We start from the raw sequence: 22219 nt of genomic DNA on the forward strand, positions 1-22219 counted from the left end.
ACCTGCCATGGCCATCAAGATCCTGTGGTACCTCACCAGCCCCGACGGCCCCTACCCGTGGGAGCCCCAGGGGCGCTGGAAAACCGATTTCGCCCACCTCAGGCAACTGGCGGTGGCCAGTGACCGCCTGGGGTTCTACGGCGCCCTGCTGGGTTCAAGCCCCAACGAGAGCCTGGCGGTGTCGGCGGCATTGATCGATGCCACCGAGCGCCTGCGCTTTCTGGTGGCGCAGCACCCGGGCGAGCTGTCGCCGGCGGTGCTGGCCAAGTGGGCGCTGACCTTCGACGAGTTCTCCAACGGCCGCCTGCTGTTCAACGTGGTCAATGGCAGCGACGCGGGCCTGGCCACCCTGGGTGTGCATTACCCGCACGATGAGCGCTACCAGTTCAGCCTGGAATACTGGCGCGCCTTCCAGCGCATCTATGCCGGCGACACCGCCGGTTTCGACGGCCAGTACGTGCAGCTCGCGCCACGCCCGGCTGCGGCGGCGCGCCATCCGCTGGGCGGCTGGCACCCGCCGCAGCGCCTGGCGGTACCCCTGTGGGGCGCCGGCACCTCGGACGTGGGCGTGGCGCATTCGGTGCAACTGCTGGACGTGTACCTGAGCTTTGCCGACACCCCGCCCAGGCTGGGCGACAAGTTCCGCCGCGTGGCCGCCGAAGCGGCGAAGATCGGCCGCGAACTGACCTACGGCACGCGCCTGCAGGTCATCGTGCGCGAGACCGAGGCCCAAGCCTGGGCACATGCCGAGAAGCTGCTGCAACAGACCTCCCTGGCCACCGCCCGCGCCGCCATCGAGCGCCACCTGCCGCCGGGCCAGACCCTGGACACCTTCCACAGCGACAACCCGCAGGTGCAGCGCAACGTGCAGAGCATCCGCGACGGGCGCCTGCCCACTGCGCGCGAGCTTGAGATCTACCCCAACGTGTGGACCGGCCCCAGCCTGTTCGGCTTCGACATCCTCGGCCCGTCGTCCGGCACCTACCTGGTGGGCAGTGCCGAGCAGGTGGCCGAGCGCATTCGCGAGTACCAGCAGCAGGGCACCTCGGCGTTCATTCTCTCGGGCTTTCCGCTGATCGATGAAGCGCACCGGGTGGCCGACCTGCTGTTCCCGCTGCTGGAACTGGACCACGGGTTCGAGATCCCGCGCCTGGGTGCGCGCACCGCTGCCGAGCCGGCCTAAGGAGCTGCCCATGCCTCATGAATTCTCGCGCCGGATCTTCCTCGGCAACAGCCTGGCCGTCGGTGGCGGCCTGTTGCTGGGCTCCAGCCTGCTGGGCGGCTGCGATGCCGGCGGGCCTGCCAGCAGCGCGGCGGCCATTGCACGCCCGGGCACCCCGGTGCACGGCGGGCGCCTGCGCGTCGGCATCATCGACGGCGACCAGGCCGGCAACCTGGATGCACACAAGCCTTCCGGTGGCGGGATCATTCGCGGCTGGGCGCTGTACAGCAAGTTCTGGGAGTGGAACGATGACGTCAGCACGCGCCTGGGCCTGGCCGAATTTGCCGAGCCCAATGCCGATGCCAGCGCCTGGACCATTCGCATCAAGCCGGGGCTGGAGTTCCACCACGGCAAGAGCATCGGCGCCGACGACATGCTGTTCTCGATCCTGCGCCTGACCGACCCGAAACTTGCCTCGCCATTTGCCGGGCTGGTGGGCGCCATCGACCGCCAGGCGCTGCGCAAGCTCGACGAGCGCACCATCGAGATCCGCTTCAAGCAGGGCCGCAGCTTCTTCCCGCTGGACGAGACCCTGATTGCCTTCGGCGGCATCGTGCCCACCGACTACGACCCGGTCAGCAACCCGGTGGGCGCCGGCCCGTACCGGCTCAAACGTTTCGTGCCGGGCCAGCGTGCGCTGTTCAGCCGTTTCGAAAACTACTACAAGCCCAACCAGCCATATGCCGACGAGCTGGAGATCATCGAATTCAAGGACCAGGTATCGCGCGTAGCCGCCCTGCGTGCCGGGCAGATCGACATCGCCAGCGGCGTGCAGGCCGAGCACAGTGCCTTGCTCAAGGCCGACCCGCGCCTGCAACTGGTGGTGTCGCCCACCACCTCGTTCAGTGGCTTCAACCTCAACACGGCCAAGGCGCCGTTCCAGGACGAGCGGGTGCGCCAGGCCTTCCGCCTGCTGGCCGACCGCCAGGAGCTGGTGGGCCGTGGCCTCAACGGTTTCGGGCGCATCGCCAACGATCTGTATTCGCCAACCGACCCCACCTACAACCATGCCATCGCCCAGCGCCCCTTCGATCTGGACCAGGCCCGTTCGCTGCTGCGCCAGGCCGGGCAGACCGACCTGCGCATAGAGCTGACCACCACCGCCAACGAAATCAACGCTGCCCTGGTGTTCGCCCAGCAGGCGAAGAAGGCCGGGGTCCAGGTCAAGGTCACGCCGGTGGACGCCTCGGTATTCAACGGCCCGCAGAAGGAGCAGTGGCTGATGTCGCCCGGCTCGACACCGGCCCGCGGCTTTCTGGCCACCGGCCTGCACAACGATGCACCGCTGGCGATCTACAACCGCAGCAACTTCCGTGACGAGCGCTTCAGTGCGCTGTTCACCCAGGCCCTCGGCCAGCCGGATCTGGCGCAGCGCAAGCAACTGGTACACGAGGCGCAGGCCATTCAGCACCAGCGCGGCGGCCTGCTGATCTGGGGCTTCACCGACGTGCTGGACGCCGCCTCGAACAAGGTCGGCGGCCTGCACGGCGAACAGACCACCTTCGCCTCCTGGCGCTTTGACAGCCTGTGGTTGAACCATGCCTGAACCGTGCGCAACCTCTCATCGACTGCCGGCCTGGCTGCCCTGGTTCATCGGGCGCCTGGGCTATGGCCTGCTCACCGCCTGGGTCATCAGCCTGGTGGTGTTCATCGCCACCCAGGCGCTGCCCTCGGACCCTGCACGCGTGATCCTGGGCCCCGACGCGCCGCTGGAGAGCATCCAGACCCTGCGCGAGCAACTGGGCCTGAACCGGCCGATCCTGCTGCAGTACCTGAGCTGGCTGGGGCAGGTGCTGCACGGTGACCTGGGCATCTCGCTGGATTCGAACCAACCGGTGGCCGGCATCATTCTCGCGCGCTTTGGCAATACCCTGGCGCTGCTGGGCGGCGTGCTGCTGGTGGTGGTGCCGCTGGCGTTGAGCATCGGCGTGAGCCTGGCGCTGCGGCGTGACAGCCGCCTGGACCGCTGGGCGCTGTCGGCGCTGATCTTTCTCAAGGCCACCCCGGGTTTTCTGCTGGCCATCGGGCTGGTGCTGCTGTTTTCCATGCCGCAGTTCAGTCTGCTGCCGGCGGTGTCGATCCTCGACCCGGACAAGCACCTGTGGCAGCAGCTGGAGTTTCTGCTGCTGCCGATCCTGGCCCTGAGCCTGTCGTCGCTGCCTTACCTGGCGCGGCTGGTACGCGCCTCGATGATCGAGGCGCTGGAATCCGACTACGTGAGTGCGGCGCGCCTGCGCGGGGTGCCCGAATGGCGCATCGTGTGGCGCCACACCTTGCCCAACGCGCTGGTGCCGGCGGTGCAGGGCGTGGCCCTGACCTTGCGCACGCTGATCGGCGGCGCGCTGCTGGCCGAGGTGATCTTCAGCTACCCCGGCATCGGCACCCAGCTCAACACCGCGATCCAGATGCGCGACCTGCCGCTGATCCAGGGCGTGGTGCTGGTGATCACCCTGGGCGTGGTGGCGATCAACCTGCTGGCCGATCTGCTCACCGTGCTGCTGACCCCCAGGCTGCGCACCGCGCGCCGGGTCACGCTGATCCAGCGCAACCGTCGCGGCATCCAGAGCTGGTGGCGCCGCCCGGCAGCTAAGGCCCCTTGAGAGGAAGAGAGCATGTTCAGTGCAAGTGTCTGGCGTGAGCCGCAAATTCGTCGGGGTGGGCTGGTGACCCTGGCCATCGTGCTGCTGGCGCTGCTGGGCCCGTGGCTGGCGCCGCATGCGCCTACCGACATGGTTGGCGGGGTGTACGGGCCGCCCAGCGGCGAGGCGCCGTTGGGACATGATTTTCTGGGCCACGACGTGGTGTCGCGGTTGCTCGGTGGCGGTGTGTCGATCCTGTGGATGTCGCTGGCGGCCGCTGCCATTGCGCTGGTGCTGGGCACGGCGCTGGGGCTGCTGGCCGGTCTGTCGCGCCAGCGCCTGGACCAGGCCATCACCTGGCTGGCGGATGTGTGGCTGGCGTTTCCGGACCTGATCCTGGTGCTGCTGATCGTGTCGATGCTGGGGCGCGCGCCGTGGCTGATCGTGATGACCGTGGCGATTGCCTTTACCCCCGGCGTGATCCGCCTGGCGCGCGGCAGTGCGGTGGCGGTGGCCAGCCAGGAGTTCGTGGAGGCGGCGCAGATGATGGGCTTTTCGCGCACGCGGATTCTGCTGCGCGAGATCCTGCCCAACGTGCTGACGCCGCTGCTGGTGCACTTTGGCAACATGCTGACCTGGGGCGTGGGCATGTTGTCGGGCCTGAGCTTTCTGGGTTACGGCGTGGCGCCGCCGGCGGCGGACTGGGGGCTGATGATCAACGAGAACCAGGCCGGGCTGCTGGTGCAGCCGTGGGCGGTGCTGGCACCGGCGCTGCTGATCGGGGTGTTCGCCTACGGCACCAATATTCTGGCCGAGGGCATTGCCCGGCACAGTGCGGGAGAACGCAAATGAATGCGCATGCCTTGATGGCCTCTTCGCCGGCAACGCCGGCGCCTACAGGTTTTGCACCGTCTGTAGGAGCCGGCGTTGCCGGCGAAGCGTTGCGGGTCGAGAACCTGCGGGTCGAACTCGCCAGCGGCGCCGATATCATCGACCACATCCACTTCAGCCTGGCCCCCGGTGAAATCCTCGGCCTTGTCGGCGAGTCCGGCTCGGGCAAGACCACCCTGGCCACCGCGCTGCTGGCCCATGCCCGGCGCGGTGCGCAGATTGCCGGCGGGCGCATCGACATTGCCGGCGCCTCGCTGCTCGAGCTCAAGGGCGATGCCCTGCGCCGTGCCCGCGGCGGGCTGATCGGCTATGTTGCGCAAGACCCGGCCATGGCCCTCAACCCGGCGCTGCGCATCGGCAACCTGCTGCGCGAAACCCTGCTGGCCCACGAGCCGCAGCTTGCCCGCGCAGCCCAGGCCGACCGGCTGCAGCAGACCCTGGTGGACGTCGGCCTGCCCGGCGATCGCGAGTTTCTCAGGCGCTTCCCCCATCAACTGTCCGGCGGCCAGCAGCAACGGGTGATGCTGGCCCTGGCCTTCGTGCTGCGCCCGCGCCTGATCGTGCTCGACGAACCCACCACCGCCCTCGACGTCGGCACCCAGGCGCACATCCTGCAAACCCTGCGCAGGCTGTGCAAGGAGCAGGGGGTGGCGGCGGTGTACGTGTCCCACGACCTGGCCGTGATCAAGGACCTGGTCGACCGCGTGATGGTGATGTACGCCGGGCGCATCGTCGAGGTGGCGCAGCGCGAACGCCTGTTCGCGCGGCCCGCGCACCCGTACACCCTGGGCCTGCTGGCGGCGATTCCGGACGTGGCCCGCCAGCGCCCGTTGCAGGCGATTGCCGGCCATGCCCCGGCGCCCGGTCAGCGCCCGCAAGGCTGCGCCTTCGCCCCGCGGTGCGCGCGCCGCAGCGCTGCCTGCACCTCGCTGGAGCCGTCGCTGAATGCGCTGGACAGCGCGCAGCAGGTCGCCTGCCTGCACCCGCAACTGACCGCCGTGGCCGCGCCGGCGGTGGTGCCGGCAACGGTGCTCAGCTGCGCTGACACGCCGCTGCTGAGCCTGCGCGACCTCAACCTGAGCTACGACCGCCAGGTGCTGTTCGACCTGTCGCTGGACCTGTACAAGGGCGAATGCCTGGCGGTGGTGGGCGAGTCGGGCTCGGGCAAGACCAGCCTGGCGCGCACCCTGGCGGGGCTGGGCGATACCGCCCAGGCCGAGCTGACCTTCGACGGGCAGCCGCTGAGCCTGCTGGCGCGCCAGCGGCCCGCGGCCACGCGCCACCGTATCCAGTACATCTTCCAGAACCCGTACCGCGCCCTGAACCCGCGCCAGACCGTGGCGCAGTGCCTGCAAGCGCCCCTGGAGCACTTCTTCGGCCTCAAGGGCGCGGCCTGCCGGGCGCGTATCGACGCGGCGCTGGCACGGGTCGCGCTGCCCCCGGATGCGGCGCACAAGTACCCGCATCATCTGTCGGGTGGCGAGCGCCAGCGCGTGGCGATTGCCCGCGCGCTGGTGTGCGAGCCTTCGGTGCTGATCTGCGACGAGGTGACCTCGGCCCTGGACGTGTCGGTGCAGGCGGCGATCCTGGCGCTGCTCAAGCAGTTGCAGGGCGAGGGCATGACCCTGCTGTTCGTCACCCACGACCTGGGCGTGGTGCGCGCCATCGCCGACCGCGTGGTGGTGGTCAGGGAAGGGCGGATTGTCGAGCAGGGGCCGGCGCAGGATGTGCTGGACCACCCCCAGGCGGCGTACACCCAGGGCTTGCTGGCGCACTCGCCACGGCTGGGCTGAGCGGGCGGCCGGCGTGCATCAGCGCATGCACCAGCAGGCCGGTCAGCAACCCCCAGAACGCGCCGCCGATACCCAGCAGGGTGACATTGGCGGCGGTGGCCAGAAAGGTGATCAGCGCGGTCTCGCGAGTACGCGCATCGCCCATCGCGCTGGCCAGGCTGCCACCGATGACGCCCAGCAGGGCCAGCCCGGCGAGGGTGGTGACGAAGGTGCGCGGCAGCACCATGAACAGGCTGGCCAGGGTCACGCCGAAAACCCCCACGGTGACGTAGAACACCCCGCAGGCGATGCCGGCGAGGTAGCGCCTGGCCGGGTCTGGGTGCGCGTCCTTGCCGGTGCAGATGGCCGCGGTGATGGCGGCCACGTTGAACGCATGGGCGCCAAACGGCGCCATCAGCAGCGACCCCAGCCCGGTGACCGTGATGATCGGGTTGGCGCTGGTGGCGTAGCCGTCGTTGCGCAGCACCAGCATGCCGGGCATGTACTGCCCGGTGAGAGTGATGATGAACAGCGGCAGCGCCACGCCGAACAGCGCGCCAAGGCTGAACTGCGGGGTTTCGAACACCGGCAGCGCCATGCTCAGGTGCACGCCGTGCAGGTCCAGGCGCTGCTGGGCCAGCAGCATGGCCAGGCCCGCCACCAGCACCCCGACCACGGCAAAGCGCGAGGTGAAGCGGCGCAGCACGGCGTAGGTGAGCACCAGCACGATCACCAGCAGCGGGTCGGCGCTGGCCCCGCCGAAGGCGTTGACCCCGAACTGCAGCAGGATGCCTGCCAGCAGCCCGGCGGCGATGCCGGCCGGTATCCAGCGCACCAGCCGCTCGAACACCCCCGACAGCCCCAGCAGGATGAAGCCGATGGCGCACAGTACGTAGGCGCCGATCACCTCGCCATAGGGTGTGAACGGCATGACCGTGGCCAGGAACGCCACGCCCGGGGTGGACCAGGCGGTGATGATCGGCGCGCGGTAGCGCCAGCTCAGCCAGGCCCCGGTGAGGCCCACGCCGATGCTCACCGACCACACCCACGAGGCGGTTTGCGCGGCGGTCAGGTTGCCCAGTTGCGCGGCCTGGAACACCAGCACGAAGGTGCCGCCATAGTTGACCATGACGCTGATCAGGGCGGCCAGGGTGGGTGAGACGAGGTCACGCGGGTGCAGGCGCGAAGCGGTTCGGTTCATGGGCAGGTCCTTGCGGGATGGGCTGGGGTGCCGAGCGTATCCGCGCCAGGGGTGGCCCGATCAGTCCACCTCGCTGGCCTGCGCCAGACCGCTGCGCACGCCGGGGCGCAGGGCCTTGGCCAGGCGTGCCACGGCACTGCCGATCTGGTGCGGGGTGAGCGCTGCGAAGCCCAGCAGCCAGCCGCCCTGTGCCGGCGGCGTGGCGTACAGGCGGCTGAGGCCGGGCAGGTGGATGCCCGCCCGCGCGGCCTGGCGGATCGTTTCGGCCTCGCTCCAGCCATGCTCCAGGCGGCACAGCATCTGCAGGCCGCCCGGTGGCAGCTGCGCGCTGGCGATGCCGCCCAGGTGCTGGTGCAGGGCCTGGGCCATGGCCTCGCGGCGCACGGCATACAGCGTGCGCATGGCGCGAATGTGCGCGGCGAAATGGCCGTCTTCGATAAACCGCGCCAGGGTCAACTGGGCCAGCTGCGGGGTGTGCCCGTCGAGCATGCTGCGCGCGTGGCTCATGGGCGCGACCAGGGCCGGCGGCAGCACCATGAAACCCATGCGCAGGCCGGGATACAGCGACTTGGCGAAGGTGCCCAGGTAGATCGTGCGCTGCGCGCTGTCCAGGCCCTGCACGCAGGCGGTGGGCAGGCCGTCGTAGTGGAACTGGCTGTCGTAGTCGTCCTCGATGATCCAGCCGTTGCGCTCGGCGGCCCAGGCAATCAGGTGCAGGCGCCGTTCCAGGGCCAGGGTGACGCCGGTGGGGTACTGGTGCGACGGGGTGACGTAGACGGTGTTGGCGCCGCTGCGGTCGGCACGCAGCAGGTCGGTGCGCAGGCCGTGCTCATCCACGGCCACGGGCACCACCTGCAGCTGGGCCATCTCGAAGGCCTTGCGCGCGCCAAAGTAACCCGGGTCTTCGAGCAGGATCGGCCCGCCGGGGTCGGCCAGCACCTGCGCGCACAGGTACAGCGCCTGGCGCGCGCTGCTCAGCACCAGCACCTGGTCGGCGTGCACCCTGGCGCCGCGTTCCAGGTTCAGGTAGCGGGCGATGGCCTGGCGCAGCGGCGCGGCACCCAGTGGGTCGCCATGCAGCAGCACCTGGGCGCGGTAGTCCTTCTGGGCCTGGCGTTGCAGGCGGTCCCAGGTGTCGAGGGGGAAGTTGCGCGTCTCGGGCAGGCCGGTGGCGAAGGCCTTGACCTGCTGCTGGTCGCTGACCCCGCCGCTGGCCAGGATCGCCGCGCCACGGGCGCTGAGGCCGACGGTGGCAGGCGCGTGCTGCGGCGCGCCGGTGCGCGGGGGGCGTGCACCCAGCAGACGCGGCCCCAGGTGCTCGGCCACATAGCTGCCCGAGCCTGGGCGGCGGCAGATGCAGCCCTCCAGCTGCAGTTGCACATAGGCCATCTCCACGGTGTCGCGAGACAATCCCAGGGAACTGGCCAGGGTGCGGGTGGCGGGCAGGCGGCAACCCGGCGGCAGTTCGCCGGCAAGAATGAGTTCGCGCAGGGCGCGCTGTACCCGCACGCGCAGCTCCAGCGGGGCCAGCTCGGCGGCGGCCAGGCGGATCTTCAGGGTGTCGAGTTGAAAACTGTGGGCCATGACGTCTGTGCAGTGAAGAAGGGCAGGCCGGCATGCTGACCTGCCAGGGCCCGGCTGTCCATGCCTGCCCTTGAACGGGGGAAGGTTACAGCGCGATCTGGTAGAGGATCGTGCCGGGGTTGACGGCCACACGGTTGTACAGCTGCTGGGCGCGATGGTTGGTCTGGTGGGTGTGCCAGTACAGGCGTGTGCACTGCTGCTGGTCGGCGGCGGCCTTGACCCAGGCGATCAGGTGCTCGCCGGTACCCTGGCCGCGCATCTGCGGGGCGACGTAGAGGTCTTCGAGGTAGCAGTAGTGGGTGGTCGACCAGGTGGAGCGGTGGATGACCCAGGTGACCATGCCGACCAGCTCGCCGTCGTACTCGGCCACTGCGGCGAACACGGGCTCGTCGGGGTCCAGAAAGCGCTTGAAGGTGGTGGCGTTGACGGCTTCGCCCAGGTCGACCTGGTAGAAGTCCTGATAGGCCAGCCAGAGCGGCAGCCAGGCCTCGAAGTCGGTGGGCTGGATGGGGCGGATGGCGAGTGATGCGGTACTGCTGGTCATCGCTGATGGTCCTCGTTGATGGCAAGGCTGCATGCCTCGCGACCTGCCCAAGCATAGGGGCAGGGCGCGGGCATCAACCGACCACTTGGAGGGCGGCGGGCAGTCCGCGTGCCTCAGGCCGCCAACAGGCCGGCCAGCGCGACCAGCCGCTGTTCGACCGTGTCGCGGGGGCAGTGGCTCTGCAGGTAGCCGGCCTCGACGACAAAGTCGAAGTCCTGCTGCAGGGCATGGGCCAGGGCGTCGCGCCCGAGCAGTTCATCGACATCGATCTGCAGCAGGAAGCCATGCGGCGTGGAGGTGACATAGAGATGGGTGTGCACCTGCGGGCTGTGCCTGTGCAGCAGGTAGAAGTAGGGTTCGTCGGCACTGCCGGAAACCGGCACGTAGCCTTCGACCGACAGCGGTGCCAGTTGCGCCAGCCGCTGCGGGGTTTGCAGCCGTTGATGCAGGGCGAAGCTGAACAGCTCGGCATGGCTGCCACTCATGCGTTCCCTGGCCAGCAGGTACACCTGGTCGCGTTCGAAGCGCAGTTGGCGCAACGCGCAGTACCCGAGGGCCGAGGGGGTCTGGATCAGCACCTGGCGCCACGGCTCCCGCACCCGGGCTTGATCGATGATGCGTTGCAACTGGGCCGGCAGCGGGCGGGTTTCGTCCAGTCGGTTCCAGAGGCAGAACAGCGTCACGCGCATGCCGTCTTCATTGGCCAGCAGGCGTTTCCAGGTGCCAGGGCCCGTGAGACCGTCGCCAAGGAACGAATGGTTGTAGCCGCGTTTGAGCAGGTAATCACCCTCGCTCAACAGCGCGCGCTCCCAGAGGAGGTCGTCGATTGCGCGTAGGCCGTGGTCGTCGAACATCTGCTCGGCCAGCGCAAGGCTGCTGGCAAAGTGTTCCTGCCAGGTGGCGTGCGCGTGGCTTTGCAGCGCCCAGGCGGCGCTGCTGTGGTCGAGCAGAAAATCGATCTGGCCCTGGAAGTAGCCGTGCTGCTCGGCGTGTTCGAGCAGCGGCCGCCATTGGCTGTCGGCGACGATCAGTTTCGCCTTGGTGATTTCTTCGCGCACCTGGGTACCGCGAAAGCCGCTGACGGGCCTGTCGACGCTGGCAAAGTGCGCGAGGATGTCCAGCGCCTGCTCCAGCATTTCGCCGAGCCCGCTGACGCTGCGCTTTACATCGTCCGGCCCGTCGTAGCTGGCATTGACCGACAGGTTGACCACCAGCCGCATCCACTCGCCAAATGCCTGCGGTTGGCTGCTGCCATGGCGGCGCAGGAACATCGCATAGCCGCAGAACTGCACCAGGCGGGTGTAGTTCAGTGGCTGGTCGCTGATGGCGTGGTTGAAGAAGGCGACCTCGTCGAAGTAGTACGCCGTGGGCAACTGGGTGGTGAAACTGTCGGGCCCCTCGCTCCAGGCCTCGAGCAGCAGCATCAGGGTTTCGGAAAACGCATCATCGAGCCAGCCGTTGTCCTCGTACACCTGGTAGCTCAGGCGCTGCTGGCGGTTGCGCAGCTTGAGCAGGTCGGCTTCGTAGCCCGGCGCCTCGGGCGCGCGGGTGGCCGCGGCGACCATCTGCAACAGGTTCATCACCGCCTGGTCGAACAGGCGCATGGTCGCGGGGGCCGTGGCGTCATTGGGGGCGTTGCTGAAGTTCCAGAAAAAATCCGCCCAGCGCGTGTCCATGCGCCAGGCGAAGAAGGTCGCGGTGCTGACCGGCTTGCCGTGCATCTGCCGGGTGTGACCGTCGAACTGGGTGTGCAGGTGCCGTTCATAGCGCGCCTTGAATGTCTCGAAGGCGGTCAGCGGCATGCCGCGGGCGTTCATCTTGATGTACAGGTCGTCGGCCAGGCCGAAGTCGTCCAGGTCGAGGATCTGGAAGCTGATCACCGGCCGCTGCACATCGATCAGGCGGGCAAAACGGGCGGTGGCGGCGTTGTGAAAGCGCTCGTGCATGGCCTGCAGCATGGTCAGGCATGACTGGATGGTGGGGTCCAGGCGCCAGTGGCGAAAGTACCAGGGCTGGTCGGTGAGGTGCTCGATCAGCGAGTCGTCGGCACCCAGCGCGGGCGAGGGCGCATGCTGGCTGAGGGCGTCGAAGAACTCGCTGCTGCTGGGCCTGACGCTGTAGGCGAATCGGGCGCTGCCGTTGGCGTTGCAGAACAGCTGGGCGAAGGCTGCCAGCTCACCGTCGCGTTGCGCCAGGTACCAGTGCAGCAGAAACAGCGTGGTCAGGCGCTGCTGGCCGTCGAGCGGGACGAACTGGCGCTGGGGGTTCAGCGTGCCGTAGACGAAGTCCAGGTTCAGCGGCAGGCTCGGGTCGTCGGGCGGCAGTGCCAGGGCGCGGGCCAGGGCACCGAGGAACTCGCTGCGCACCTCTTCGGTATCGGCCCTGCCCTGGGCGTAGTCGCGCTGGATCAGCGGGATGCGGGTGCCGGCGTAGCGCTCGAACAGCTGGCCGAAGATGATCTGGCTGTTGGCGCTCATGCGTGCTGCTCCTGCGGGTCGGCGAAGAAGGCTATCAGGGTGTGCAAGAGCGCAAGCGCGTAGCCCTTGCGGTCCTGTTCGCCCCAGAACAGCAGGTGCTTGACGTCAGGGCTGTAGCATTTGAGGAACAGGTTGCGCGTGCACAGCGGCACGAACACGCCGCCCTGGTCCAGGGCCAGCAGGCGCTCGCGCTTGACCGCGAAGATCGCGTTCTTGTAGCTGCGGTTGGTCTTCTGGTCGAGCAGCGTGAGGTTGCCGATGCTGTCGTCGACCTCCTGGTTTTCGCCGAACGCCTCCAGCACTGCCTGGTGGAGCACGTTGAAAGCCTCATCGTCTGCACCCTTGGGGTCGCCAATGAATGCCTCCAGGGCCTCGCGCAGAGGCCGGGTTTCGGTCTTGTCCGGCAGGTGCGGCAGGCAGCGCTGCAGCCATTGCTGTTTTTCCTCGGCGCCGTTGAAGCGGTGGGCGGTGACCGAGCGCACATGTTCGATGTCCCAGCGCTCCTTCTTGAAGCTGTCGAACTGGAAGCGCACGTTCGATTGCGGGTTCTGCAGCAGGCTGGCGAGGTTGAACAGCAGCAGGGTCGCGCGAATGGCCGATCTGTCCCGCTGTGAGTAGTCCAGGCCGGCGAGGAAGGGCGAGAGCGCATCGGTAATGGCGTCGCGGGTAGCCGGCTGGGGCAGGGGCGAGCCGGTCAGTTGCATGAACACGCGCTGGCGCAGGCGCTGTTCGAACTGGCTCTTGGGCAGGCCTTGCGAGAGGGCGAACAGCTCGGCCACGGCGACACCCTGCTGCACCAGAAAACCGATGATGTGGTAGAGCCGGCGGTCCTCGAACCATTCCTCCAGCAGCATGCAGGTGTTCTTGACCTGCTGCCATAGCGGTTGCGCCGAGGCGTCGGGGGCAGCCAGCCGGCGACTGTAGTGATGGAACACGGAGTAGCGCTGTCGGGCTGGCGCGCTTGCGCCTTCCAGCCGGGCTACCAGCTGGAACAGGAAGCCGATGCGGTTCTGCCCGGTGCTTGGCTGTTCGTTCAGGAAGTACCAGAGCGCGTCGTTCTGCAGGGCCTTTTCGAGTTGATCCCATTCGTGGGCGATGCGCAGTTGCTGGGGCGTTTCGCCCGAGGCGTCGTCGGCGTTGCGCTTGAGAAACAGCGCACGGATCAGCTCGTCGTCGGTCAGGGGGATCTTGCCGATGTTCAGGCGCGTGAAGGCGTCCACCGGGTTCTCGCTGGCGGCCAGCTCGTACCAGATGACCTTGGTGCGGTTGAGCAGGGTGGACTTGAAGTCGTCGACTTCGTTGTCGTGCTGATCGAACCAGTGCTCGATGCTGTGCATGGCCTGGTACAGGTGGAAGAAATCGACATTGCCGCGGGCCTGTTCGGCCGAGGGCTCGAGCAGAAAATCCGGCAGGTGCGGGCGGGTTTCGTAGCTGAGTTCGAACACCGGTGCGCGGTGTCTTTCGGTGAGCCGCTGGTTGAAGAAACGCAGAATCAGCAGCAGCGTGGTGAGGCGCTGCTGGCCGTCGACCACTTCATACTGGCCATTGTCGCGGGCCTTTAGCACCAGCGGCTGCAGGCAGTAGAAGTCGTCGTTCTGCGGGTTCTTGCGGTAGGCGAACTCGAGGATGTCTTCCAGCAGTTGTTGCACCTGCTCGGGTTTCCAGCGGTAGCCGCGCTGGTAGGCGGGGATCCAGAAGCGATTGACCGGGCTTTGCCTGTCCTCCCTGATCAGCTGGTGGACGGGCTTGGGCCGAAAATCGGGTGAGGTCATTGCAATGGTCCTTATTGCCGAGGGTGCGCAACAGCCGAGCGATGGCAGAGTGCCTTGGTGGGGCGAGGTTGGCAACGGAGTGGGCAGAAAAACCGCGTGGGCAGGTTTTGCTGGCGCTGCGCACCAGATCGCGGGTCAAGCCCGCTCCCACGGCCTGGCGGCCAGAAGCGGAGTCTGCCCGAAGGGCGTAGGAGCCGGCGTTGCCGGCGAACGAGCGCGAAGCGGTCGCAACGCCTGAGTGCGCGGTGTATCAGGCAGACCGCATGTGCAGGTTTTACTGGCGCTGCGCACCAGATCGCGGGCAAGGCCCGCTCCCACGGCCTGGCGGCCAGAGGCAGCATCTGCCCGCAGGGCGTAGGAGCCGGCGTTGCCGGCGAACGAGCGCGAAGCGGTCGCAGGGCCTACATGCACAATGCAGGCTTTTGCTGCGAGGCCACCGCGCCAATCGCCAGGGAAGTGCCCCTCACTCACCCCCCCATCATCAGGTCCAGATTCTGCACCGCCGCCCCCGCCGCGCCCTTGCCCAGGTTGTCGAACACCGCCGCCAACAGCACCTGCTCGCCATTCTCGAACACCATCAGGCGCAGGTCGTCGGTGCCGTTCATCACCTGCGGGTCCAGGTACGTCAGCGCCTTGGCCTGCTGCATCGAAAGCACCTCGACGTGCTGCAATTGCGCATAGTGCTCGGCCAGGCACGCATGCAAGCGCTCCCCGGTAGCACCCGGTGCCAACAGCCGCAGTTGTACCGGGATGGTCAGCACGATGCCCTGGCGGAACGCACCATAGGCCGGCATGAACATCGGCCGCTGGCCCAGCCCGCTGTACTGCTGGATCTCCGGCACGTGCTTGTGCGCAAGCCCCAGCCCATACGCCTGGTATGCCGGCGCCCCGGCCGCATCCGGCCCCTCGTACAGCTCGACACCGGCACGCCCGGTGCCCGAGTAGCCCGACACGGCATGCAGGCTGGCAGGGTAGTCCTGCGGCAACAGGCCGGCATCGATCAACGGCTTGAGCAGGCCGATGGCCCCGGTCGGGTAGCACCCGGGGTTGCTCACCCGCTTGGCTGATGCAATGCGCTCGGCCTGCTGCGGGCTCATCTGGGCGAAACCATAGACCCACTCCGGGTGGGTACGGTGCGCGGAGCTGGCGTCGATCACCCGCACCGCCGGGTTGCGGATGCTGGCCACCGCCTCGCGCGCGGCATCGTCGGGCAGGCACAGCATGGCGATGTCGCAGGCGTTGATCGCCTCGGCGCGATGCTGCGGGCTCTTTCTGTGTTCGGCGGGCAGGGTCAGCAACTGCAGGTCGGTTCGGCCCTGCAGGCGCTGGTGGATCTGCAACCCGGTGGTGCCCTGGTCGCCATCGATGAATACAACGGGTGTGGCCATGAGTGTGCTCGCACGTGAAAAAGGTCAGGGCTTATCTTCGATGCCCGGTTAAGATAGGAAAAGTTGAATTTTACAAAGGTCAGGTTCAGTTTTACTGAAGAGGCAACACCCATGCGTGAAATCAGCCTGGACCGTTTGCGTACCCTGGTGGCGATTGCCGACCTGGGGTCGTTCGCCGAAGCCGCGCGGGTGCTCAACCTGGCCCCGCCCACGGTCAGCCTGCATGTCGCCGAGCTTGAAGCACGGGTGGGCGGCACCCTGCTTTCGCGCACCCGTGGCAACGTGCAGCCCACTGCCATCGGCGAAACCCTGGTGGAGCGCGCCCGCCGCCTGCTGGCCGACGCGCAGCAGGCACTGGACGACGTGCAGCGCCAGGTGCTGGGCCTGGCCGGGCGCGTGCGATTGGGGGCGTCCACCGGGGCGATTGCGCAACTGATGCCCCAGGCGCTGGAAACCCTGGGCCATGCACACCCCGGCATCGATGTGCAGGTGGCGGTGCTGACCTCGCGCGAAACGCTCAACAAGCTCGCCGAGGGCTCGCTGGACATCGGCCTGGTGGCCCTGCCGCAAAGCCCGGTGAAGGGGCTGAGCATCGAGCCCTGGCGGCGCGACCCGGTCATGGCGTACCTGCCGGCACGCTGGGACTGCCCGGCGCAGGTCACGCCCGAGTGGCTGGCGACCCAGCCGCTGATTCTCAACGACAGCAGCACCGGGCTGTCACGCCTGACCTCGGAGTGGTTCAACGCGGCCGGCCAGCAGCCGGCGCCGCGCATCCAGCTCAACTACAACGATGCGATCAAGAGCCTGGTGGCTGCCGGCTACGGCGCCACCCTGCTGCCCAACGAGGGCTCCACGCCGCTGGCCGATGCGCGCATCGTGATGCGCCCGTTGCAGCCGCTGCTGTGGCGCCAGCTGGGCATCGCGCACCGCAGCGGCGAGGTGGAGCGTGCCACCGGCCATGTGCTGCAGGTGCTGTGGGGCTTGAGCGCGGGGTAGGGCGGGGCCGCGCAGACCTGTAGAATCCCCGCCAGGACCGCAAGGTCACCCTGTTTCCGGAGCCAGACGCCGCATGCCTGTCATCACCCTGCTGCAAACACCCCCCGACGAACCGATCAAGGGCCAGATCCTGCAGATGGTGGTCGACTACCTGACCGACATCAGCAGCGTGGCCCTGCCGCCGAGCAACCCGCTGTACAGCCTCTACCAGTACGGCATCGGCTATGAGGTGCACCTGTACCTGGAGGCCCTGAGTGGCGCGCGCGGCATCCCGGTGGAGCTGCTGGTGGCCACCGACGAGCAGGACCCCTCGCGGCTGCTGGGGTTCGTGCTGTACCTGCCGGTGCAGGACGACCCCCAGGCCTGTGCGGTGGCGTACATGGCGGTACTGGCCGGGCATCGGCGCCAGGGCATCGCCCGGGCCCTGCTGGGGCAGGTGCGCGAGCGCTACCCGCACGTGGAGCTGGCCTGCGCCGTGGGCAAGGTGGCGTATTTCGAGGCGATGGGCTTTCAGGTGCTGGGGGCACGCGGGCCGCAGGTATTGATGAACACCCGCGATCACGCCACCGAGGGGCTGCTGGCGGTGCTCGACGTGGCGCCGATCTACCGCACCCTTGAGGTCCAGCAGATTCACGCCTACCTGCTCAAGCAGCACGGCAAGCGGGCCATGGTGGACGCCGAAAAGCAGCGCGACCGTCATCTGGATCAACTCACCCGCCAGGCCAGGGCATTCGTGCAGCAGCGCCTTGGCGACACGGGCGCGCAGGCCGCTGCCAGCCTGCGGCTGGTGTGAGGGTAGGGGCGTCAACCGGTGGATTTGTGCGCAGGGCAAGGAACGCCGGCCGGCACTGCGCATCCAAGCTCGATAGCGACGCACAGGCAGGTATTGATAATGCGTCGCATCCCGTGGTGCTACGAAAGCAACACGAAATCACGCATCATGGGCGCAGTTTGTTCAAGGGAGAGTTACATGCACGACTTATCATCCAGGCTGCGTCTGGGCGCGTTGGCGCTGGGCATGCTTGTCACCACGCTGGCGGTGGCGAGCGACGAGACGCAACTGGTCGAGTCGATCAATGGCTATCGCAGCCAGTCGCAACGTTGTGCCGAGCAGGTGTCGCTGGAGCTGCCGCCGCTGGCCAGCGACCCGCGCCTGGTGCTCCCGGCCAACGGTGTCGGTGACTTGCAGCAGGCGCTGGTGAAGGCCTCGTACCCGATGGTCAGCGTGCAGGCCATCAGCCTGTCGGGGCCGCGCGATGCAGCGGCAGCGATCAAGGCGATCCAGGAGAGCTTCTGCAAGGTGGTGCTCGACCCGCAGTTCGTCGATGTGGGCGTGAGCCGCGAAGGGCGTGACTGGCGCATCGTGCTGGCGCGCCCACTGCTCAGTGCCAAGCTGGCGGAGTCGCAGGTGGAGGGGCAGAAGCTGCTCGATGCGATCAACAGTGCGCGGGCCCAGCCGCGCCAGTGCGGCGCCCAGGCCTATGCGGCCAGCGCGCCGCTGGCCTGGAATACCACCCTGGCAGAGGCCTCCCAGGGCCATACGCGGGCCATGGCCAACGGCAATTTCTTCGACCACCGCGACCGTGACGGGCGCATGCCGGGCGACCGCGCCGAGTTGCAGGGCTACAGCTATCAGCTGATCGGGGAAAACATTGCCGCCGGGCAGGACAACGTGCGCAAGGTGGTCGATGGCTGGCTGGCCAGCGCCGGGCATTGCGCCAACCTGATGAACCCGCAGTTCAAGGAGCTGGGCGCGGCCTATGCGGTGGACCCCAAGAGCGATGCGGGGATCTACTGGACGGCGATGTTCGGGACGAAGTGACAGCATCGTGGGTCAAGCCCGCTCCCACAAGGCACACCGCCATCCTTGTGGGAGCGGGCTTGACCCGCGAGAGGCCGGCGCCGACCTATACCAGTACCTTGGTCATGGGCACACACGCCAGGTCGATGCCCCGGGGTGAGTGATAGAGCGCTGTCGCTTCGCCCACATAACCACACTGTCGATAGAAGGCTGCTGCGTTCAGCGTGGCGTCCAGGTTCACCTGCGCCAGCCCCAGGTTGCGCGCCAGCGCTTCAAGAAACGCCAGCATCTGTTTGCCCAGGCCTTGCTGCATGTACCCCGGCAACACGAAGATCGCCCCGATTTCACGGGCATTCACATCCAGCATGCCGGTTGCCACCGGCTCACCTTCGATGCACCCCATGTAGAAGTGACTGGTCATAAGGCTGGCGTAGCCATCCTCGGCCGTGCCCGCCGTCCAGGCCAGCATCTGTTCTGCCGGGTAGGCCCCGATGCAGTGATGACGGACTGCCTCCCGACGTATGTCGTAGGCCACCTGGGCATCGGCGCTGGTAGCGGGTCTGATGGTGAGCATTTCACAGTCCATTGGTTCAGGAGGAGGTTGCGGTGGCACTGGCAGTATCGCTGCGGTGGCAGTTCAGGCACCAGACCACGCCACCGACCAGCAGCGCAATAGCAACCAGCTCCAGCGCACCGGGCAGCCGCTGTTCCCACAAAAAGCCGAACAGCAGCGCCGCCAGGGTTTCCACCACCAGCACCTGGCCGCTGAGCGCCAGCGGCAGCAGCCGGCTGGCCTGGTTCCAGAAGGCGCCGCCGACCACCGACGATAGCAGCGCCACGCCCGCGGCCACCAGCACGAAGTGAACCCAGGTTGCCGCGCCATGGGCCGCCACTTCAGGGCCCAGCACCGGAATCGCCAGCACCAGCGCCTGTGCGCCAGTCATCAGGCCCGTGAGCAAGGCCCAGTCGTGGGAGGACACGCCGCCGACCAGGGCCAGCCGACGGGCATTGGCCACCGCGTACCAGCTCCAGCTCACCAGCGCGCCCACGGCGCATAGCAGGCCGGCTATCACCTGGCCGCTGCTGGTGCGGGTGTCGGCGCCGCTGTGCAACGCATCGAGGCTGATCAGGGCCACGCCGGCCATCGCCAGCGTCAGCGAGGGGATCAGCCGCCGCACAGGCACCGCGTTGGCGTCATGGCGCCCCGCCAGGGTCACCAGCACCGGGATCAGACCGACGATCAACGAGGTGGTGGCGATGCCGACCAGTTGCACGCCGCTGCCCACCAGCGAGTAGTACACCAGGTTGCCCACCAGGCTCAGCCAGAACAGCGAGACCCAGTCGGCCCGGGTGAGCTGCGCGCATACCCGGTGCAGGCGCGGCATCAGCAGCACCAGCGAAAACAGCCCGTAACACAGGAACCGCAGTACCGCGAACTGCACCCCGCTCAACCCTGGGGTGAGTTCGGGGCCCAGGAAGATCACGCCCCAGCACACCCCGGCCGCCACGCCGTAGCCAAGCCCCTTTAACAACGAACGATCAGCGAACATCGCACCACCCCTGCCGTGAAAGGTGCCCAGCATGCGGGTTTTGCCAGTGGTGGTATTGGCGCCGACTGCGGGTTTTTTTACCCAGGCTGTTGCTGGCGCCTGCGGTAGGCGGCGGGGGTGATGCCGCCCACCCGCTGCATGGCGCGGGTAAGGGCGGCCTGGTCGCTGAAGCCGCTGCGCAGGGCGATCTCGGCAATCGGCAGGTGGCTGTCGCCCAGCCAGCGCTGGGCCTGCTCGATCCTTACGCGGGTCAGCCAGCCCTGCGGGGTGCAGTCATGCAGCTCGCGAAAGCGCTGATGCAGCTGGCTGAGGCTCATGCCCGCGACATGGGCCATGCGTTCGTTGATCCAGGCGGCGGCTGGTTGGGCGTGTACCTGGGCAATCAGGCGGTTGAGGCCGGGGTTCGGCTGCACCGGCAGGGCGGCCAGCGACGCCAGCAGCAAGGGCGCCAGGTGCGTTGCAGTGGCCGCCAGCTGGTCACGGTCGATGAGCTCGGCATATTCGATCAGGCGCCGGGTGGCGGGCGGGATGGCGACGTAGGTGCGTTGGGCCAGCGCCGTGAACGGCTGGCCGTGCAGTGCATCGGGGGCACAGTCGAGCACCAGGAAGCGACTGCCGGGCTGCGCCAGCTGCGCGTGCTGCGAACCGGGCCGCACCAGCGCCGCCAGGGCATTGTCGATGCTGCCGCCACGGCCATCCACATCGATTTCCATGCGCCCGCAGATGGGCAGCACCAGTTGCGTGAAGTCATGCTGGTGATGAGCGCTTTCAGCCTGATAGCTGCGAATATCGAGGTTCAAGACCAATGGTGCACTCCTGGCGTCAGACGTCGGCATGGCCGCCGTGCGCACAGGCTATCCTCGACCCTCTGAACATTCAATCGCACGTGCGCGCCCCAGCCGACAGCCGGCTGTTCGAGATGATCGCACAGTGCCACAATGCGGCTTACCAGCGCTTCACCATAGCGGGCATAGCCAATGGATCATCCCTTTTCGCACCCTGATGCCACTGTGGCGCAACTGGCCCGTACCGACCGTTTGCAGTTGCTGTTCCGTCAGTCGCTGACCGCGGTATACGGCAGCTTTCTTGGCGCAGTGATGCTGTGCTGGCTGTGCTGGGACTACATCGAACACAACGTCGCGTTGAGCTGGATCGGCGTGCTGAGCGTGGCGACCCTGTCGCGCATCGTGCTGTTCACCGCTTACTACCGCAGCCCCGAGACCAGCCATACCCCGTCGCGCTGGGAACGCAGATACTGGGTCACCCTGGTGTTCAGTGCCGGCGTGTGGGGCCTGGGGGCGCTGGCGGTGATGCCGCACGACAGTCTGCTGGCCCAGGCGATCGTGCTGTTGTTCGCCGTGGGCATGTCGGGCAGCGCGGTGTCCTGCTATTACGCCTACCGCTCGATGACCCTGGCCGCCATCGGCCTGGTGCTGCTGCCCTGCACGCTGTGGCTGCTGTTTCAGCCCTCGCAGCTGCAGACCGGCATGGCCCTGGCGGTGCTGGTGTTTTCCTCGTTCATGCTGCGCGCCACCGGCAAGCTCTGCGCGGCGCTGGAGAAGGCGTTATGCCTGACCCACGAGATGGAACGCGCGCACCACATCGCCAGCAGCGCGGCGCAAACCGATGAGCTGACCGGCCTGAAGAACCGCCGGGCGTTCTTCGAACATGCCCAGCAGTTGTACTCCCACAGCCAGCGCGAGCAGCGCCCGCTGTGCGCACTGATGCTGGACATCGACCACTTCAAGCGCATCAACGACACCTACGGTCATCAGGTCGGCGACGAGGTGCTGCGCCAGATCGGCGGGGTGATCAAGGCCTCGTTCCGCGACACCGACGTGTACGGTCGGCTGGGCGGCGAGGAGTTCGCGGTGCTGCTGGCCGACACCCCGATGGACACGGCGCTGGGCATCGCCGAACAGTTGGCGCAAGCCATCGCCCAATTGCAGTTCGTGCACCACAGCGATGGTCGCCAGGGCATGACGGCCAGCTTCGGCGTGGCGGTGGCCAGTGCGGCGCACAGCGACCTGCACACCCTGCTCAACAGCGCCGACCAGGCGATGTACCGTGCCAAGGCCCAGGGGCGCAATCAGGTGGTGGCGGCCGACTGACCGCCTGTGCACTGCAACTGAACGTTCGGCCACGCCCGGCACTCACTAGAGCTGAGTGACCCAGAGGACAATGCCATGTCGGTTGACCGCAATATGCCTGAACTCAAAGCCTGGTATGCCGTGCTGGACGATCAGAGTTACCGGCTGGAATCGCCGGATGCCTACCACCAGGCCCTGGTCAGCCTGGCCCAGGCGCTGCTGGACGACGGTGCCATCGAATGGGACGACTGGCTGGCGCTCAAGGCCATGGCCGATGAGGCGAACACGCACGCCATCGAAGCGGCCGTGGAGGCCAAGGTCGACGACCCGGATACCTGATCGCCAGGGAGGT

At 67.6% G+C, this 22219-nt stretch carries 19 protein-coding genes; 10 read left to right on the plus strand and 9 right to left on the minus strand.

All coding sequences use genetic code 11. The features are described 5' to 3' along the window. Window positions 1-7 precede the first annotated feature (7 nt). Genes FW760_RS24155 through FW760_RS24175 form a run of 5 tightly spaced genes read left to right on the plus strand, consistent with a single transcriptional unit; the run spans window position 8 to window position 6485 of the window. Window positions 8-1183: an LLM class flavin-dependent oxidoreductase gene (locus FW760_RS24155; RefSeq protein ID WP_446444051.1), complete on the plus strand. Its 1176-nt coding sequence runs from the start codon at window positions 8-10 to the stop codon at window positions 1181-1183. A gap of 10 nt (window positions 1184-1193) precedes the next feature. Beyond that, a complete protein-coding gene (locus FW760_RS24160; protein WP_196932390.1) occupies window positions 1194-2768 on the plus strand; it encodes an ABC transporter substrate-binding protein in 1575 nt (524 codons plus the stop codon). Then, a complete protein-coding gene (locus FW760_RS24165) occupies window positions 2761-3822 on the plus strand; it encodes an ABC transporter permease (protein WP_054915363.1) in 1062 nt (353 codons plus the stop codon). Before FW760_RS24160 ends, FW760_RS24165 begins: the two co-directional genes overlap by 8 nt. A gap of 12 nt (window positions 3823-3834) precedes the next feature. Next, complete coding sequence (locus FW760_RS24170; protein WP_043860485.1) at window positions 3835-4653, plus strand: ABC transporter permease; 819 nt, start codon at window positions 3835-3837, stop codon at window positions 4651-4653. Further along, the gene (locus tag FW760_RS24175) at window positions 4650-6485 is read left to right on the plus strand and encodes a dipeptide ABC transporter ATP-binding protein (protein WP_282362546.1); all 1836 of its coding nucleotides are present in this window, start codon (window positions 4650-4652) and stop codon (window positions 6483-6485) included. Before FW760_RS24170 ends, FW760_RS24175 begins: the two co-directional genes overlap by 4 nt. Here FW760_RS24175 and FW760_RS24180 read toward each other — a convergent pair. The 6 genes from FW760_RS24180 to argC all read right to left on the minus strand — a co-directional run bounded on the left by FW760_RS24180 (window position 6379) and on the right by argC (window position 15430). Then, window positions 6379-7665: a benzoate/H(+) symporter BenE family transporter gene (locus FW760_RS24180; protein WP_446444052.1), complete on the minus strand. Its 1287-nt coding sequence runs from the start codon at window positions 7663-7665 to the stop codon at window positions 6379-6381. The two genes, FW760_RS24175 and FW760_RS24180, sit on opposite strands and share 107 nt — an antisense overlap. Before the next feature lie 60 nt (window positions 7666-7725). Then, on the minus strand, window positions 7726-9249 hold the full coding sequence (pdxR, locus tag FW760_RS24185; RefSeq protein ID WP_446444053.1) for a MocR-like pyridoxine biosynthesis transcription factor PdxR: 1524 nt from the start codon (window positions 9247-9249) through the stop codon (window positions 7726-7728). Between the two features lie 85 nt (window positions 9250-9334). Next, complete coding sequence (locus FW760_RS24190) at window positions 9335-9793, minus strand: GNAT family N-acetyltransferase (RefSeq protein WP_054915360.1); 459 nt, start codon at window positions 9791-9793, stop codon at window positions 9335-9337. Between the two features lie 113 nt (window positions 9794-9906). Beyond that, on the minus strand, window positions 9907-12270 hold the full coding sequence (locus tag FW760_RS24195) for a GmrSD restriction endonuclease domain-containing protein (RefSeq protein ID WP_446444054.1): 2364 nt from the start codon (window positions 12268-12270) through the stop codon (window positions 9907-9909). Next, a complete protein-coding gene (locus FW760_RS24200) occupies window positions 12267-14042 on the minus strand; it encodes a GmrSD restriction endonuclease domain-containing protein (protein WP_446444055.1) in 1776 nt (591 codons plus the stop codon). The genes FW760_RS24195 and FW760_RS24200 overlap by 4 nt, the downstream gene beginning before the upstream one ends. 467 nt (window positions 14043-14509) lie before the next feature. Next, window positions 14510-15430, minus strand: a complete 921-nt coding sequence (argC, locus tag FW760_RS24205) for an N-acetyl-gamma-glutamyl-phosphate reductase (protein WP_446444056.1) — start codon at window positions 15428-15430, stop codon at window positions 14510-14512. 111 nt (window positions 15431-15541) lie between these two features. Here argC and FW760_RS24210 point away from each other — a divergent pair, with 111 nt between their 5' ends. The 3 genes from FW760_RS24210 to FW760_RS24220 all read left to right on the plus strand — a co-directional run bounded on the left by FW760_RS24210 (window position 15542) and on the right by FW760_RS24220 (window position 18248). Beyond that, complete coding sequence (locus FW760_RS24210) at window positions 15542-16426, plus strand: LysR family transcriptional regulator (protein WP_043860492.1); 885 nt, start codon at window positions 15542-15544, stop codon at window positions 16424-16426. A 73-nt stretch (window positions 16427-16499) separates the two neighbouring features. Beyond that, window positions 16500-17219, plus strand: coding sequence for a GNAT family N-acetyltransferase (locus tag FW760_RS24215; protein ID WP_043860493.1), 720 nt, complete (start codon window positions 16500-16502; stop codon window positions 17217-17219). A gap of 177 nt (window positions 17220-17396) precedes the next feature. Beyond that, window positions 17397-18248, plus strand: coding sequence for a CAP domain-containing protein (locus tag FW760_RS24220; protein ID WP_446444057.1), 852 nt, complete (start codon window positions 17397-17399; stop codon window positions 18246-18248). Window positions 18249-18333: 85 nt separating this feature from the next. On the opposite strand, the gene FW760_RS24225 is transcribed toward FW760_RS24220, so the two are convergent. The 3 genes from FW760_RS24225 to FW760_RS24235 form a co-directional block, all read right to left on the minus strand. Continuing rightward, the gene (locus FW760_RS24225; protein WP_104573104.1) at window positions 18334-18801 is read right to left on the minus strand and encodes a GNAT family N-acetyltransferase; all 468 of its coding nucleotides are present in this window, start codon (window positions 18799-18801) and stop codon (window positions 18334-18336) included. Window positions 18802-18817: 16 nt separating this feature from the next. Next, complete coding sequence (locus FW760_RS24230) at window positions 18818-19777, minus strand: DMT family transporter (RefSeq protein WP_446444058.1); 960 nt, start codon at window positions 19775-19777, stop codon at window positions 18818-18820. Between the two features lie 77 nt (window positions 19778-19854). Next, a complete protein-coding gene (locus tag FW760_RS24235; RefSeq protein ID WP_446444059.1) occupies window positions 19855-20583 on the minus strand; it encodes a helix-turn-helix domain-containing protein in 729 nt (242 codons plus the stop codon). Window positions 20584-20754: 171 nt separating this feature from the next. Here FW760_RS24235 and FW760_RS24240 point away from each other — a divergent pair, with 171 nt between their 5' ends. Next, the gene (locus FW760_RS24240) at window positions 20755-21888 is read left to right on the plus strand and encodes a GGDEF domain-containing protein (RefSeq protein WP_043860497.1); all 1134 of its coding nucleotides are present in this window, start codon (window positions 20755-20757) and stop codon (window positions 21886-21888) included. Window positions 21889-21963: 75 nt separating this feature from the next. Beyond that, the gene (locus tag FW760_RS24245; protein ID WP_078480135.1) at window positions 21964-22206 is read left to right on the plus strand and encodes a hypothetical protein; all 243 of its coding nucleotides are present in this window, start codon (window positions 21964-21966) and stop codon (window positions 22204-22206) included. The last annotated feature ends 13 nt before the right edge of the window (window positions 22207-22219 follow it).

Source organism: Pseudomonas sp. 1176_21 (assembly GCF_052850635.1).

What these genes read in the sequence shown, in the direction of transcription:
- FW760_RS24160 (WP_196932390.1), top strand. Translation starts at nt 1,194, where the DNA reads ATGCCTCATGAATTCTCGCGCCGGATCTTCCTCGGCAACAGCCTGGCC.
- FW760_RS24180 (WP_446444052.1), bottom strand. Translation starts at nt 7,665, where the DNA reads ATGAACCGAACCGCTTCGCGCCTGCACCCGCGTGACCTCGTCTCACCC.
- FW760_RS24195 (WP_446444054.1), bottom strand. Translation starts at nt 12,270, where the DNA reads ATGAGCGCCAACAGCCAGATCATCTTCGGCCAGCTGTTCGAGCGCTAC.
- FW760_RS24190 (WP_054915360.1), bottom strand. Translation starts at nt 9,793, where the DNA reads ATGACCAGCAGTACCGCATCACTCGCCATCCGCCCCATCCAGCCCACC.
- FW760_RS24230 (WP_446444058.1), bottom strand. Translation starts at nt 19,777, where the DNA reads ATGTTCGCTGATCGTTCGTTGTTAAAGGGGCTTGGCTACGGCGTGGCG.
- argC (WP_446444056.1), bottom strand. Translation starts at nt 15,430, where the DNA reads ATGGCCACACCCGTTGTATTCATCGATGGCGACCAGGGCACCACCGGG.
- FW760_RS24215 (WP_043860493.1), top strand. Translation starts at nt 16,500, where the DNA reads ATGCCTGTCATCACCCTGCTGCAAACACCCCCCGACGAACCGATCAAG.
- FW760_RS24170 (WP_043860485.1), top strand. Translation starts at nt 3,835, where the DNA reads ATGTTCAGTGCAAGTGTCTGGCGTGAGCCGCAAATTCGTCGGGGTGGG.
- FW760_RS24225 (WP_104573104.1), bottom strand. Translation starts at nt 18,801, where the DNA reads ATGCTCACCATCAGACCCGCTACCAGCGCCGATGCCCAGGTGGCCTAC.
- pdxR (WP_446444053.1), bottom strand. Translation starts at nt 9,249, where the DNA reads ATGGCCCACAGTTTTCAACTCGACACCCTGAAGATCCGCCTGGCCGCC.
- FW760_RS24175 (WP_282362546.1), top strand. Translation starts at nt 4,650, where the DNA reads ATGAATGCGCATGCCTTGATGGCCTCTTCGCCGGCAACGCCGGCGCCT.
- FW760_RS24220 (WP_446444057.1), top strand. Translation starts at nt 17,397, where the DNA reads ATGCACGACTTATCATCCAGGCTGCGTCTGGGCGCGTTGGCGCTGGGC.
- FW760_RS24200 (WP_446444055.1), bottom strand. Translation starts at nt 14,042, where the DNA reads ATGACCTCACCCGATTTTCGGCCCAAGCCCGTCCACCAGCTGATCAGG.
- FW760_RS24210 (WP_043860492.1), top strand. Translation starts at nt 15,542, where the DNA reads ATGCGTGAAATCAGCCTGGACCGTTTGCGTACCCTGGTGGCGATTGCC.
- FW760_RS24155 (WP_446444051.1), top strand. Translation starts at nt 8, where the DNA reads ATGGCCATCAAGATCCTGTGGTACCTCACCAGCCCCGACGGCCCCTAC.
- FW760_RS24240 (WP_043860497.1), top strand. Translation starts at nt 20,755, where the DNA reads ATGGATCATCCCTTTTCGCACCCTGATGCCACTGTGGCGCAACTGGCC.
- FW760_RS24245 (WP_078480135.1), top strand. Translation starts at nt 21,964, where the DNA reads ATGTCGGTTGACCGCAATATGCCTGAACTCAAAGCCTGGTATGCCGTG.
- FW760_RS24165 (WP_054915363.1), top strand. Translation starts at nt 2,761, where the DNA reads ATGCCTGAACCGTGCGCAACCTCTCATCGACTGCCGGCCTGGCTGCCC.